The organism is Nocardia cyriacigeorgica GUH-2 (genome assembly GCF_000284035.1).
In the GTDB taxonomy this organism is placed as follows: domain Bacteria; phylum Actinomycetota; class Actinomycetes; order Mycobacteriales; family Mycobacteriaceae; genus Nocardia; species Nocardia cyriacigeorgica_B.
In genome coordinates this window covers 4,898,510-4,911,803 of record NC_016887.1, presented here as the reverse complement: position 1 = coordinate 4,911,803, position 13,294 = coordinate 4,898,510, and the positions used below count along the sequence as shown (strand labels likewise).

Below are 13,294 nucleotides of genomic sequence, written 5' to 3'. Positions count from 1 at the left end.
CTGGGATCGGTCACAACCGGGGGACGGTTACCGTCGGGTTTTTTGGTACTAGGTGCTTCGTATCGCTCATCGGGTGCGCTGACCGGTACGTTTCGACTTCTCGACAGCCCTGTCGACGTGGCGCGGCACTGATCCGTGGAGCGGAAGCCGGACGGGTGGGTCCGGACAGATCATGCGGTTCGATCCTCCGGACACGACGGTGCGTCGTGAGGCGGTGATCACCGTGATTCCCGTACCTGGCGGTGGCATAGGTCGGGGATCCGCAACATTCTGCCAGCCTGCCCGACCACTTGCCAAACCGGTGGGTCCAGTCGTGATCGTGCACCATCATCCGAGGGTAAGCCGCCGGAATTACCCCGACGTAAGCGGAAACTCGCCTCGGCCGGGGTCGATGCCGTGAGCTGTCCGATGTCGGCGCCGGTCCAGCGGTGAGAAATGCGACGGGTTGCGCGCCGTCTTGCGTACCGAGACCGTATCGAGTCCGCCCGAGCGCAGGCGCACCCGCCACCCGGCGTCGGTCTCGGGGAAGTCGGTGCGCCGGTGGATGCCGCGGCTCTCGGTCCTGGCCAGCGCACTGTATTTCGTCCAGCGTGCCACCGCGAGCATGGCCGCGGCCTCGCGGGCGCGCAGCCGTTCGGCTCCGGTGCCGCCGAGGTCGAAGACCGCGCCCGGCCACATGGCGTCGAGTTCGGCGATGCTGTCGCGCAGGCTGCCCGCACTGCGGCGGTAGCTGCGCCGCAGCGGCAGAGTGTGTTCCTGCACCAGGCCGATGACCGCGCGCGGGTCGATCCGGGCCACCGGGCTCAGGCCCGCCCCGGCACCGGCGGGGGTGAGCGCGAGTCGATCCGGCACCGGCCGCCCACGAGCGAACCGGGCGGCACCGGCTCCCGACCAGGCGCCGGAGGCGATGGCCCAGGTGCTGCCGAATCCGCTGACCGCGCCGGTAAGGGGTTCGCGGGTGGTCACATCGCCGGCCGCGAACAGTCCGGGAATGGTGGTGGCGCAGTCGGGGCCGGTCAGGTGCAGGCCGCCGGTGCCGCGCACGGTGCCCTCGAGGACCGCGCGCAGCGGGATTCCCTTCTCCGGGTCGAGGGTGCCGTGGCGGCGCAGGCGGCGGCGTTGCCCGGGGGAGACCGTCGCGGGGATCCCGTACACCCGCCGGCCCTCGGCCAGCGCGGCGAACGCGGCGCCGCGATGGCCTTCGATGACGGCGCCGGTCTCATCGTGCAAGGTGGCGAAGGTCAGCGCGCGATCGACGGTGCTCACCGAGGCCGCCGGTGCGAGTCCATAGGCGCTGGAGAACTCCATGCCGGACAGTTCGGCGCCGGCCTCGACGGCGAACAGCAGTCCGTCGCCGGTATCGACGTCGGTCCCGGCGCGCCCGGACCCGAACGCGCAACCACCGGTGGCCACCACCACCGCTGCCGCGCGCACGGTCCAGGGCCGGAACTTGTTGTGCCGCTGCATACCCGCGGCGCCGGAGACGATTCCTTCGCTGTCCACCAGCAGTTGGGTGGCCGGGTGGTGGTCGAGCACCCGCACACCGGCTTCCAGTGCGGCCCGGCGCAGGCGGCGCAGATAACCGGCGCCGTCGAGCCACACCCGCCCCGACTGCCCCGCGCCGGAGAAACGGTGCCCGCGTTCGGCCAGCTGACCGATGCGCGCGTGGGCTTCGGCGAGCACCCGGTGCAGGACTTCCGGATCGCCCAGCCAGCCGCCGTGGCCGAGGGCGCGCCGCACGGTTTCCGCGCGCGCCGGACCGGGCGTGACATGCCACAGCGACGTGGGGCCGACGGCGGTCGGGCCTGCGGCACCACAGCGCGCTTTATCGGCGAGGATCACCCGGGCGCCGGCCGCTGCGGCGGAGAGGGCCGCCCAGATCCCGGCGGGACCACCGCCGAGAATCAGAACGTCGGTTTCCCACTCACTCACGAGATCAAATGTTCGGCCACATTTCACCCGGCCGCAACCGATTCCGCAGTATCAGCTCCACCACTGTGTCCACAGCAGCACACCGGCGGTGGCCACCACGAGCAACGTCGCCGTCAGCGCGGCCACACCGCGGTGCCGATCCGAATACACCTGCGCCGCAACGACGATCGCCGCGGAGGCCACATGCCATGTCACCGATTCGGCACCGGGTCCGGGGAAGCCCCGCCGCGCACCGATGATCGCCGCGGCCACCACCACGACGGCGAGCGCGAAGATACCCGCGGCGACCAGGCCACTGATTCCGCGCGCGAGCCTCACGAGCCGATCACCGGCACCCCGGTCGCCTTCCCGACCAGTACCTCGAGCTGGGCGGGATCGGTGGTGAACTCGCCGAGCCGGATGGTCTTGTTGCTGCCGTGATAGTCCGACGAGCCGGTGGTGAGCAGCCCCAGTTCGGCGGCCAGCCCGCTCAGCAGGGTGCGATCGGCGTCGCTGTGGTCGGGATGATCGACCTCGAGCCCGCCGAGGCCGAGTTCGGCCAGTTCGCGAATATTGTCGATGGCCAGCAGCCGGCCCCGTTTGCGCGCCCGGGTGTGGGCGAGCACGCTGACCCCGCCCGCGGCGGCGATCATCTCCACCGCCCGGCGCAGCGGGGTGTCGGCCTTCTCGGCGTAGTAGCGGCCGTGCGGGGCCAGCAGATCGGCGAAGGCGGCGTCGACGGTGGGCACCACGCCCGCCGCGACCAGCGCCCTGGCCAGATGCGGCCGACCCGCCGACGGGCCCGCCGAGGCCAGTACCTCGTGCGGGTCGACCGGCAGGCCGTCGGCGGCCATCCGTTCGGCCATCGCGCGCAGCCGCTCGACCCGCTCGGCGCGCAGCCGTTCGCGCTCGTCGGCGAAACCCCGGTCGGACGGGTCGAACAGGTAGGCCAGCAGGTGCACCGGCACCGGCCAGCCGTCCTCGCCGAGCCCCACACACGACATCTCCATGCCGCGGATCAGGGTCAGCCCGTCGGGCCGCGCGTCCACGGCCTCGGCCCAGCCCGCGGTGGTGTCGTGATCGGTGATCGCGACGACGTCGAGGCCGGCCGCCGCCGCGTTCCGCACCAGCTCGGCCGGGGTATCGGTGCCGTCGGACGCGGTCGAATGGGTATGCAGGTCGATGCGCACGCCCTCCAGTGTGTCAGTGCCCGCCGGTCCGGCTTCCCGAGCCCGTGAACGCTGCGCGTGGCCGGCCGTCCACCACCAGGTGAATACATGGTGGTGCGGCCATGGCGTTGTCGGTGAACTCAGCGCCGTCCGACGTAGCATCATTCGATGCCGTCGTTGCCGTCGTTTCGCGGATCAGCGCGGCGACCTGAACCGCGGCCACCGATTCCGGTCCCCACTGCTCGGGCGATCGTCGATTGCGCCGTCTACGTCGACGGGCAGCGACTGCCCGGGCATTACACCCATCACGAGGCGCTGGCCGAGGTCCGCAGCCGCGGCGAGGGTTTCGTCTGGCTCGGTCTGCACGATCCGGACGAAAGGCAGATGACCGATATCGCCGAGACGTTCGGTTTGCACGCCCTCGCGGTCGAGGACGCGGTGCAGGCGCATCAGCGCCCCAAATTGGAACGCTACGACGACACGCTGGTGCTGGTATTGCGCACGGTGGCCTATCGCGAGCACGAGATCAATCCGGTCAGCGAGATCGTGGAGACCGGGGAGGTGATGTTGTTCATCGCACCGGAGTTCGTCGTGGCGGTGCGCCATGGTGAGCACTCCGGGCTGGCGTCGGTTCGCCGGGAATTGGAGGGGGATCCGGAGCGGCTGCGGCTGGGCCCGGGCGCGGTCCTGCACGCGATTGCCGATTTCGTGGTGGACACCTATCTGGAGGTCGTGCAGTCGATCGAACTCGATATCGACGAAATGGAGGAGGAGGTGTTCACCCCGGACAGCCGAGTCGCTGTCGAATCCATCTACCAGCTCAAGCGGGAGTTGGTCGAGCTGCGCCGCGCGGTCAATCCACTGGCGATGCCGTTGCAGATTCTCAGCCAGAAATCCGATCTGCCACTGCCCAAGGAGATCCGCCGGTACCTGCGCGACGTCGCCGATCACCACACCACCGCGGCCGACCTCATCATCGATTTCGACGACTCCCTCGGCTCGCTGATCAGTGCCGCCTTGGCCAAGATCTCCGTCCAGCAGAACACCGATATGCGCAAGATCTCGTCCTGGGCCGCCATCGCGGCGGTGCCCACCATGATCGCCGGTATCTACGGTATGAATTTCGAGCACATGCCCGAACTGAGAACCGTCTGGGGTTATCCGGCGGTCTGGATCGTCATACTCGCCCTCTGCGGCGGCCTGTACGTCACCTTCCACCGCAACAACTGGCTGTGAGGCGCACTGGCCCGTGGCCTCACGGCGCGCCCAGCTGATTGCCGCGGCGCAGGCGCGATACTCCGGGTGCCGATGCCCAGGCCGCGAAGGCCAGCAGCCCGTCCAGGACCATCGCCAGCAGCGCGACCAGCACCGCGCCCACCAGCACACGGTCGTAGCGATAGAGGCCGATGCCGTCGAAGATATAGCGGCCCAGCCCGCCCAGGTTGACGTAGGCGGCGATGGTGGCGGTGGCGACCACCTGGAGAGTGGCCCCGCGCAGGCCGGTGAGCAGGATCGGCAGCGCGTTCGGCACTTCCACGCGCAGCAGGATCTGGCGTTCGGTCATGCCCATCGCGCGGGAGGCGTCGACCACGTCGTCTGCGACATTGGCGACGCCGGCGTAGGCACCCGCCAGCAGCGGTGGAATGCCGACGGTGATCAGCGCGAGCAGCGGCGGGATCAGGCCGAGGCCGAGCAGCAGCACCATGAAGGTGAGCAGCCCGAGCGTCGGCAGCGCGCGCATGGCATTGGCGAATCCGACCACCAGCGCCGAACCCCGCCGGGTGTGCCCGATGACCAGCCCGAGCGGCACCGCGATCAGCGCCGATACCGCCACCGCGAGGAAGCTGTACCAGAGATGTTCGGCGAGACGGCGTTCGATTCCGGTGGGCCCGCCCCAGTTCGCGCTGTCGGTGAAGTACGCCCAGGCGTCCAGGAAGAGGTTCATGCCGGGGCACCTTTCCGGTGTGTGCGCCGCGAATCCGCGCGCAGCCACGGGGTGGCCCAGCGGCCGAGGGCGTACACCAGCCGGTCGAAGATCAGGGCCAGCACCAGCGTCACGATGATTCCGGCGACGATCTCGTCCGGATAGTCGCGCTGATAGCCCTGGGTGAACAGTTTGCCCAGGCCACCGGCCCCGATCAGTGCGCCGACCGACACCATGGCGATATTGGTGACCACCACGACCCGCAGGCTGGACAGGAAAACCGGCACTGCCAAGGGCATTTCGACGGTCAGGGTGCGCCGTAGCGGACTGAACCCGACGGCCTCGGCGGCGTCGACGATATGGGCGGGCACCGAATCCAGCGCCGCGGGCACCGCGATCACCAGCAAGGCCGTCGAATACAGCGCGAGCGCCAGGACGACGTTGAGCGGATCGATCGTCGAAATCCCCACCAGCGGTGGAATGATCACGAACAGCGCCAGCGACGGCACCGTGTACGCCAGTCCGGCGACGGTCACCGTCAGCCGGCGCAACCACCGCACCCGCCGCACCAGCGCGCCCACCGGAATCGCGATGACCAGCCCGATGAGCAGCGGCAGCAGCGCCAGATACAAGTGGGTGCGGGTGAAACCCATGATCTCACCGAAATTGTCGACGAGGTACCTCATCGGCCGGCGCCCGCCGTCACCGCACCTGCTCCTCGTCCAGGAACGCGCGATTGCGGGCCGCGTCCTCGGCGGCGCGCTGCTCGGCCAGTTGGGCCACCACCTCGGTGGCCAGGATGCCGCCGCGCACCGCACCGGAATCGTCCACGGCCACACCGATTCCCGAGGGCGAGGAGATCGCCGCATCCAGCGCCTGGCGCAGATCGCCGGACGGGGTGAACAGCGAGCCGCCCGCCGAGATGCTGTCGGCCGGTGCCTTGCCGGCGCGCACCGATTCCACGCCGGTGATGTCGATCCAGCCGCCGGGCCGTCCGTCGCCGTCGGTGAGCAGCACCCATTCGCCCGGTGCCAGCCGCAGGCCGTTGATTTCGGCCTCGGTGACGGTGCGGATCTCGTGCAGCGGAACGGTGTCCGCGGCGCGGAACGACAGCCCGCGATAGCCGCGATCGCGTCCGACGAAATCGGCGACGAAATCGGTGGCCGGCTGCGCCAGCACCCGCTGCGGCGGATCGTATTGCTGGAGCACGCCGCCGCGACCGAAGACCGCGACCCGATCGCCGAGGGTGATGGCCTCGTCGATGTCGTGGGTGACGAAGACGATGGTCTTGTGCAATTGCGCTTGCAGCCGTTGCATTTCGACTTGCAGCTCGGCGCGCACCACCGGGTCCACGGCACTGAACGGCTCATCCATCAGCAGGATCGGCGGATCCGCGGCCAGCGCACGAGCCACCCCGACGCGCTGCTGCTGCCCACCCGACAGTTGCGCGGGGTACCGTCGGGCCAGGCTGCGGTCGAGGCCGACGCGATCGAGCAGTTCCAGTGCCGCGGCGCGGGCGGTGCGCCGGGAATCGCCGCGTAGCACCGGAACGGTGGCGACATTGTCGATGACGGTGCGATGCGGCAACAGCCCACCGCTCTGGATGACGTAGCCGATGCCGAGCCGCAACTTCACCGGGTCGACGGTCGCGATGTCACGGCCGTCAATGGTGATGCTGCCCGCGCTGGGCGTGATCATCCGGTTGATCATCCGCATGGAGGTGGTCTTGCCGCAGCCGGACGGCCCGACGAACACGGTGAACGTGCCGGACGGGATGTGCAGGTCGAGATCGCTGACGGCGTGGGTGCCGTCGGGATAGATCTTGCTGATGCCGCGGAATTCGATATCGGACACCGGCGGCTATCCGATCGGCCGGTTCAGGCCCTGGGCGGCGACCCAATCCTTGGCAGCTGCCGCGGGCTCGGTCTTGGTGCTGCCGGAGACCGCTTCGTTGAGCGCGATCAGCTGCTCGGTGGTGAGCTTGGCCGAGACGGCGTCGAGGACGGCGATCAGCTTGTCGGTGCGTTTGGCGGCGTTCAGCAGCGGAACCACATTCTGTGCCGGGAAATTCGACTTCGGATCCTCCAGCACCACCAGGTCGTTGGCGGCGATGGCGGGGGAGGTGGTGAAGATATTGGCCGCGGTGACCTGCCCGTCCACCAGCGCCCGCACGGTGGCCGGCCCGCCGCCGTCGGCGATCGGCACGAAATTGCCCGGGCTGATATCGAGGCCGTAGTTCTCCTTCAAACCGGGCAGTCCCACGGGGCGTTCCTGGAATTCGGCAGGCGCACCGAATTTCACTTCGGCCGAATGTGGCGCCAGATCGGCGATGGTGCGCAGGTTCCACTGGTCGGCGGTGGCGCGGGTGACCACTACGGCGTCGGAATCCTGGCCGGGGGCCGGGGCGCCGAGGGCCAGGTCGGAGCCGATGGCGGCGGCCAGTTCCCGATCGATGTCGGCGGGCTGGGTGGCGGTGCTGTCGGGTTCGAGGTATTGCAGCAGGTTGCCGGTGTATTCCGGGATGAGCGAGATGGCGCACTGCCGCAGGGCCGGGATGTAGGCCTCGCGGCTGCCGATGTTCAGCTTGGTGTCGACGGTGAAACCGTTGACCCGCAACGCTTCCGCGTAGACATTGGCCACCGTCTCCGATTCCGGGAAGTTCGCCGAGCCCACGATGATCGTGTCGCCCTCGCAACTACCCTGACCTGCCAGTGGATCGGAGTTGCCGCACGCGGACAGGATCATCGCGGCGGCCAGTGCGGCGGCGGCGAACAGGACACGGGCGCCGGTGCGGGTGAGCCGGGCGGCGGTGCGCCCCCAGCGGGCGCCGTCGGGAGTCGGTGTCACGTGGGTCCTTCCGCAGGCCGGCAGTGCGCGATCCCGGTGCCCGGTGGCCACCGGTACATTCTCCACTGACCATAGTGCCCGCTCGACCTTGTCGATGTGGGCTAGTCCTCGGCTTCGGAAAGTTGGTGTCGCGCCGATGGTGCTTGCCGCGCCGCTGCGGGTGCTGGCCCGGATCGTCGTCGTCGCGCTGGCCACGGTGGCGGTGTCCTGCGGCGATGATTCCGCACCCGAACCGCTGGTGGTCGGCTCCGGTGACGGCGCCGAATCGGTGCTGCTGGCCGAGATCTACGCCCAGGCCCTGGCCCGCACCGGCGCGGCCGTGGTGGTGGAACCCGGCCTCGGTGGCCGCGCGGACCGGCTGGCTGCCCTGGACGCGGGCACGGTGACGCTGGTCGGCGACCACAACGGCGCGCTGCTGGCCGAGCTGGCCGGCAACGCGGCGGCGTGGAGCACCAAGGAAGTGACCCGCGAGCTGAACCGCTCACTGCCGCAGGGGCTCGTCGTCACCGACGCCGCCGACGGTGCGGATCTGCGGGCAAGCGTGCTGGTGAACGCGACCGCACCGGTCGAGTCCATCGCCGACCTCACGCCGGCATGCCCGTCATCGGCCGCCGGTGTGGCGCCGGTGCCCGGCCTGCTGCCCGCGCCGCCGCAGGCGCTGCGCATCGACGGCTGCGAATTCGCCTCCACCCAAACCTTCGCCGACCCGGCCGAGCTGCGAAAAGCGCTGGTAGAGGGCCGCATCCAGGTCGGCTTGCTGGCCGGTCCCGCCGAATTCGCGCCCCGTGCGGCCGAGGGCCTGCGCGTGCTGTCCGACGACGACAACGCTCTGCGCGCGGAGAACCCGATTGCGCTGGTGCGCAAGGGCGCGCTCGACGACCGCGAGTGGGAGAAGCTGAACTACGTCGCCGGTGAGCTCACCACCGACCGGTTGGCCGCCATGGTCGCGGCGGTGCGCGACGAGAACGCGAACCCCGCCGAGCTCGCGCGGACCTGGCTGGATGATCACGGCCTCTGACCAGCCGGGTCGACCCACCGCACTGCCGCTCGCTCACCACTGACTGCTCGGCCGCCATGGTCGCGGCGGTGCCGAGGAGAACGCACTGTCTTTGTGGCCTCGGTAACTGCTCTCCACCATTGATGCCCGCGACTTCCGCGCCGTATATTCCAACTGGAATATTTGGTGCGGAGTATGTCGCCGCACGCCGATACAGTCCGTGACGCTCGCCGACATCCAGCGAGCAGCGGGCGTTGGCCTGGAAAGGGGTCGTCATGGGGCAGCGCACAGGTGCGGCGGTCACACCGCTGGCTATCGCTGTGCTGGCCCTGCTCGAAGAGCGGCCGATGCATCCGTACGAGATGTACCAAATGCTCACGCTGCGGGGCGAGGACAAGCTCGTCAAGGTGCGGCCGGGGTCGCTGTACCACGTGGTCACCCGGCTGGCCGAGCTGGAACTGGTGCGCGCCGAAGGGATCGACCGCGCCGGTAATCGGCCCGAACGCACCACCTACCGGATCACCCCCGACGGGCGCGAAACCCTGCGCAACCGGATCGCGGAACTGCTGCGCACACCGCTGCCGGAGTATCCGCTGTTCCCGGTCGCCCTCGGTGAGGCGCACAACCTGCCCAAACCCGAGGTGCTGGCCTTGCTCCGGGAGCGCGTCGACCACTTGGCCGGGGAACTGGCCGAACTGGAGACGATGATCGGCAAGGCCGAGCGCAAGCAGGTGCCTCGCCGGTACTGGATCGTGCTGCCGTATCTGCGCGCCACCGTGCGCACCGAGATCGACTGGGTCGAGCAGCTGCTGGAAGAACTCGACAGCGGTGCGCTGATCTGGGACGAATTCGATCCCGTCACCGGCGAACGCGCCGAGCCCGGCGATTGCCCGCCGGCACATCCCGTCGAGGCCGGCGATATCGCCGAGGAACCCGCGGCCTCGTGAACCACCGAACCGACAACGACGTCGCTCGTCATCCACATCCGAGTTAGGAACGAAACCGATGTCCACTCAACGTAATCCGTGGTTAGCGCTGTCGGCGCTGGTCGTCGGGTTCTTCATGATCCTGCTGGATGTCACGATCGTCGCGGTCGCCAACCCGGCCATCCTCGACAGTCTGCACGCCGACATCTCCCAGGTCATCTGGGTGACCAGCGCCTACCTACTGACCTACGCGGTGCCGCTACTGGTCACCGGGCGTCTCGGCGACCGTTTCGGGCCCAAGAACATCTACCTGATCGGCCTGGCCGTGTTCACCCTGGCCTCGCTGCGGTGCGGACTGTCGGGCACCATCGAGATGCTGATCGCCGCTCGTGCGGTGCAGGGGCTGGTCGCGGCGTTGATGACGCCGCAGACCATGGCCGTCATCACCCGCACCTTCCCGCCGGACAAGCGCGGCGCGGCCATGGGCCTGTGGGGCGGTGTGGCCGGTCTGGCCACGCTGGTCGGCCCGATCCTCGGCGGTGTGCTGGTCGACAACCTCGGCTGGGAGTGGATCTTCTTCGTCAACGTGCCGGTCGGCATCGTCGCGTTCGTGCTGGCCTGGAAGCTGGTGCCGGCGCTGGAGACGCACGCGCACAAGTTCGACATTCCCGGCGTGGTGCTCAGCGGCATCGGTATGGCGCTGCTGGTGTTCGGCATCCAGGAGGGCAATACCTACGACTGGTCGCTGCGGATCTGGTTGCTGATCGGCGCCGGCCTGGTGGTGCTCGCGCTGTTCCTGGTCAACCAGGCGCGCAATACCGGCGAGCCGCTGGTGCCGCTGAGCCTGTTCCGCGACCGCAACTTCGGCCTGTCCAACCTGGCGATCGCCGCCATGGGCGCGGCCACCACCGCGGTGATGGTGCCGTCGTACTTCTATCTGCAAGCGGTGCGGGAGATGTCGCCGACCGAATCGGCGCTGGTATTCGCGCCGATGGCGATCATCACCGGCGTGATGGCGCCGTTCGTCGGCAAGTTCGCCGGCCGGTTGCATCCACGGGTGGTGCCGACGATCGGTTTCACCCTGTTCGCGATCTCGGTGGCCTGGTTCGCCCAGCTGATGACGCCGGATTCGGACATCATCTGGTTCCTGGTCGCGGCCGGGCTGGCCGGTTTCGCGAACGCGTTCATCTGGGCGCCGCTGGCGACCACCGCGACGCACAACCTGCCCGTCCAGAAGGCCGGCGCGGGTGCGGGCATCTACAACACCACCCGTCAGGTGGGTGCGGTGCTCGGTAGCGCGGCGATCAGTGCCCTGATCGCCGCCCGCATGGCGGCCAACGGCTTGGGTGAGGCGCCCGCCGGTGAAGGCACCGCGGGCCCGATCCCGGAGCCGGTCAAGGACGCGTTCAGCTCGGCCCTGGCGGATTCGACCTACCTGCCCGCGGCCATCCTGCTGATCGGTGTGCTGGCCTCGGTGCTGTTCCTGCGCCCCGGCGTCGCCGCACCGCCGAAGCCACCCACCGAGCGGGCCAAGGCCGAATCGCTCACCACCTGAATCGGATTCGCAACGACACAGGCGCCGGCAGCGAATGCTGCCGGCGCCTGTGTCGTCAGGGGAAGATCAGCTGTAGATCTTCTCCACCTCGGAGGCGTACTGCTTCATCACCACGGCCCGCTTGAGCGACATCTTCGGGGTCAGCTCGCCGGTCTCCTGGGTCCAGTCGACGGTCAGGATGCGGGTCTTCTTGATCTGCTCGGCCTTGGAGACCTTCTTGTTGGTCTCGGCGACCGCCGCGTCGATCTCGGCGACCAGCGCCGGGTTCTCCACCAGCTTCTCGATCGGGGTGTCGGCGGAGACGCCGTTGCGCTCCTTCCAGCCCGGCAGTGCCTCGGGATCGAGGGTGATCAGCGCGCCGACGAACGGCTGGCCGTCACCGACCACCATCACCTGGCTGATCAGCGGATGCGCCCGCAGCGAATCCTCCAGCAGCGCGGGGGAGACGTTCTTGCCGCCCGCGGTGACGATGATTTCCTTCTTGCGGCCGGTGATGGTGACGAAGCCGTCGGCGTCGATGGCGCCCAGGTCGCCGGTCTTGAACCAGCCGTCCTCGAAGGCTTCCTCGGTGGCCTCGGCATTGCCCCAGTAGCCGTCGAACACGACCGAACCCTTGAGCAGCAGCTCGCCGTCCTCGGCGATCTTGGCGGCGTGGCCCTCGATCGGGCGGCCGACCGAGCCGACCCGGATGTGCTCGGGGGTGTTGACGGTGATGGCGGCGGTGGTCTCGGTCAGGCCGTAGCCCTCGAAGATGGTGACGCCGACGCCACGGAAGAAGTGGCCCAGGCGCGCACCCAGCGGGCCGCCACCGGAGACCGCGGCCTCACACTGGCCACCAAGGGCGACACGCAGCTTGCTGTAGACCAGCTTGTCGAAGACGAAGTGCTTGATCTTGGTGACCAGGTCGGCGCCGCCCTTGTCGAGGCCCTCGCTGTAGGCGATGGCGGTCTCGGCCGCCAGATCGAAGATCTTGCCCTTGCCGCCGTCGTGCGCCTTCTGCTTGGCGCTGTTGAACACCTTCTCGAACACGCGCGGCACCGAGAGGATGAAGTGCGGCTTGAACTCGGCGAACTGGTCGACCAGGGTGGTCCAGTCCGAGGTGTGCGCGACGATCACCTTGGCGTCGAAGGCGGCCAGCGCGACGGCGCGGGCGAACACGTGCGCCAGCGGCAGGAACAGCAGGGTCTTCTTGCCCTCGACGATGAACTTGCCCAACGCGATGCGGTCGGACTTCGACTCCGCCCACAGGTTGGCGTGGGTGAGCATGACGCCCTTGGGACGGCCGGTGGTGCCCGAGGTGTAGATCAGGGTGGCCGGCGAGGAAGCGCCGACCTGGGCGCGGCGCTCGTGCACGACCTGATCGTCGAGGTCGGCTCCGCGGCTGATCAGCTCGTCGATGGCGCCCTTGTCGATCTGGGCGATCTCCTTCAGCTCCGGCAGCGAACCGGACTCGATCTCGTCGACGGTGGCGCGGTGCTTGTCGTTCTCGACGATCAGCAGCTTGGTGGCCGAATCCTGCAGGATCCACTTGGCCTGCTCGGCGGCCGAGCTGTCGTAGATGGCGACGGTGCACGCGCCGGCCGCCCAGATGGCGAAGTCGAGCACGGCCCACTCGTAGCGGGTGGCCGACATGATGGCGACGCGGTCGCCGAGTTCGATGCCGGTGGCGATGATGCCCTTGGCCACCCCGGTCACCGTCTTCGCGAATTCCGTCGCGGTCACATCCCGCAGGCCGCCGCTGCCGTTGGGCACCTGGAACAGCACCGCGTTCGGCGACTGTTCGGCATGGCGGAACACATTGTCGGAATTGTTGGCGTCTTCCGGGATGGTGTAGGAAGCCGGGGCTTCGAACTCTCGCATCATGGCCCTTCCACGTGGGTTAACTCATCAGTAATTTACGGCACCTGCGCCGCGGCCGTGACGTCGACCACCGCAAATAGGTCCGTATCCGCTCAGTGACGAGCG

The 13,294-nt window shown here is 68.9% G+C and carries 12 protein-coding genes; 4 read left to right on the top strand and 8 right to left on the bottom strand.

The annotated features are described in order from the left end of the window. Positions 1-351 precede the first annotated feature (351 nt). Genes NOCYR_RS22240 through NOCYR_RS22230 form a run of 3 tightly spaced genes read right to left on the bottom strand, consistent with a single transcriptional unit; the run spans position 352 to position 3,101 of the window. Positions 352-1,932 carry an FAD-binding protein gene (locus NOCYR_RS22240; protein ID WP_014352661.1) on the bottom strand — a complete coding sequence of 527 codons (1,581 nt, stop codon included), beginning with the start codon at positions 1,930-1,932 and terminating at the stop codon, positions 352-354. A gap of 51 nt (positions 1,933-1,983) precedes the next feature. Beyond that, a complete protein-coding gene (locus NOCYR_RS22235; RefSeq protein ID WP_014352660.1) occupies positions 1,984-2,250 on the bottom strand; it encodes a hypothetical protein in 267 nt (88 codons plus the stop codon). Further along, positions 2,247-3,101: a PHP domain-containing protein gene (locus NOCYR_RS22230; protein ID WP_014352659.1), complete on the bottom strand. Its 855-nt coding sequence runs from the start codon at positions 3,099-3,101 to the stop codon at positions 2,247-2,249. The genes NOCYR_RS22235 and NOCYR_RS22230 overlap by 4 nt, the downstream gene beginning before the upstream one ends. Before the next feature lie 147 nt (positions 3,102-3,248). Here NOCYR_RS22230 and NOCYR_RS22225 point away from each other — a divergent pair, with 147 nt between their 5' ends. Beyond that, positions 3,249-4,316: a magnesium and cobalt transport protein CorA gene (locus tag NOCYR_RS22225; RefSeq protein ID WP_048833607.1), complete on the top strand. Its 1,068-nt coding sequence runs from the start codon at positions 3,249-3,251 to the stop codon at positions 4,314-4,316. Positions 4,317-4,335: 19 nt separating this feature from the next. Here NOCYR_RS22225 and NOCYR_RS22220 read toward each other — a convergent pair whose 3' ends face one another. From NOCYR_RS22220 to NOCYR_RS22205, 4 genes are read right to left on the bottom strand one after another with little or no spacing between them, the layout of a single operon-like run. Further along, positions 4,336-5,025 carry an ABC transporter permease gene (locus tag NOCYR_RS22220; protein ID WP_014352657.1) on the bottom strand — a complete coding sequence of 230 codons (690 nt, stop codon included), beginning with the start codon at positions 5,023-5,025 and terminating at the stop codon, positions 4,336-4,338. After that, positions 5,022-5,690 carry an ABC transporter permease gene (locus tag NOCYR_RS22215; RefSeq protein WP_014352656.1) on the bottom strand — a complete coding sequence of 223 codons (669 nt, stop codon included), beginning with the start codon at positions 5,688-5,690 and terminating at the stop codon, positions 5,022-5,024. Before NOCYR_RS22215 ends, NOCYR_RS22220 begins: the two co-directional genes overlap by 4 nt. 16 nt (positions 5,691-5,706) lie before the next feature. Next, positions 5,707-6,858 carry an ABC transporter ATP-binding protein gene (locus tag NOCYR_RS22210; RefSeq protein ID WP_014352655.1) on the bottom strand — a complete coding sequence of 384 codons (1,152 nt, stop codon included), beginning with the start codon at positions 6,856-6,858 and terminating at the stop codon, positions 5,707-5,709. A gap of 6 nt (positions 6,859-6,864) precedes the next feature. After that, positions 6,865-7,749 carry an ABC transporter substrate-binding protein gene (locus tag NOCYR_RS22205; protein WP_081505617.1) on the bottom strand — a complete coding sequence of 295 codons (885 nt, stop codon included), beginning with the start codon at positions 7,747-7,749 and terminating at the stop codon, positions 6,865-6,867. A gap of 238 nt (positions 7,750-7,987) precedes the next feature. On the opposite strand from NOCYR_RS22205, the gene NOCYR_RS22200 reads away from it, so the two are divergent. The 3 genes from NOCYR_RS22200 (at position 7,988) to NOCYR_RS22190 (ending at position 11,329) form a co-directional block, all read left to right on the top strand. Continuing rightward, the gene (locus tag NOCYR_RS22200; protein WP_014352653.1) at positions 7,988-8,869 is read left to right on the top strand and encodes a glycine betaine ABC transporter substrate-binding protein; all 882 of its coding nucleotides are present in this window, start codon (positions 7,988-7,990) and stop codon (positions 8,867-8,869) included. 254 nt (positions 8,870-9,123) lie between these two features. Next, entirely contained in the window at positions 9,124-9,795 is a 672-nt protein-coding gene (locus NOCYR_RS22195) for a PadR family transcriptional regulator (protein ID WP_014352652.1), read from the top strand. Between the two features lie 58 nt (positions 9,796-9,853). After that, positions 9,854-11,329 carry a DHA2 family efflux MFS transporter permease subunit gene (locus tag NOCYR_RS22190; RefSeq protein ID WP_014352651.1) on the top strand — a complete coding sequence of 492 codons (1,476 nt, stop codon included), beginning with the start codon at positions 9,854-9,856 and terminating at the stop codon, positions 11,327-11,329. A 66-nt stretch (positions 11,330-11,395) separates the two neighbouring features. Here the strand turns inward: NOCYR_RS22190 and NOCYR_RS22185 are convergent, their stop codons facing one another. After that, positions 11,396-13,189 carry an AMP-dependent synthetase/ligase gene (locus NOCYR_RS22185; protein WP_048834381.1) on the bottom strand — a complete coding sequence of 598 codons (1,794 nt, stop codon included), beginning with the start codon at positions 13,187-13,189 and terminating at the stop codon, positions 11,396-11,398. Positions 13,190-13,294: the final 105 nt, after the last annotated feature.

Bases quoted from the DNA above. Each gene is read 5' to 3' on its own strand.
- NOCYR_RS22225 (WP_048833607.1), top strand. From the start codon at position 3,249: ATGCCGTCGTTGCCGTCGTTTCGCGGATCAGCGCGGCGACCTGAACCG.
- NOCYR_RS22220 (WP_014352657.1), bottom strand. From the start codon at position 5,025: ATGAACCTCTTCCTGGACGCCTGGGCGTACTTCACCGACAGCGCGAAC.
- NOCYR_RS22215 (WP_014352656.1), bottom strand. From the start codon at position 5,690: ATGAGGTACCTCGTCGACAATTTCGGTGAGATCATGGGTTTCACCCGC.
- NOCYR_RS22205 (WP_081505617.1), bottom strand. From the start codon at position 7,749: ATGATCCTGTCCGCGTGCGGCAACTCCGATCCACTGGCAGGTCAGGGT.
- NOCYR_RS22200 (WP_014352653.1), top strand. From the start codon at position 7,988: ATGGTGCTTGCCGCGCCGCTGCGGGTGCTGGCCCGGATCGTCGTCGTC.
- NOCYR_RS22195 (WP_014352652.1), top strand. From the start codon at position 9,124: ATGGGGCAGCGCACAGGTGCGGCGGTCACACCGCTGGCTATCGCTGTG.
- NOCYR_RS22190 (WP_014352651.1), top strand. From the start codon at position 9,854: ATGTCCACTCAACGTAATCCGTGGTTAGCGCTGTCGGCGCTGGTCGTC.
- NOCYR_RS22185 (WP_048834381.1), bottom strand. From the start codon at position 13,189: ATGCGAGAGTTCGAAGCCCCGGCTTCCTACACCATCCCGGAAGACGCC.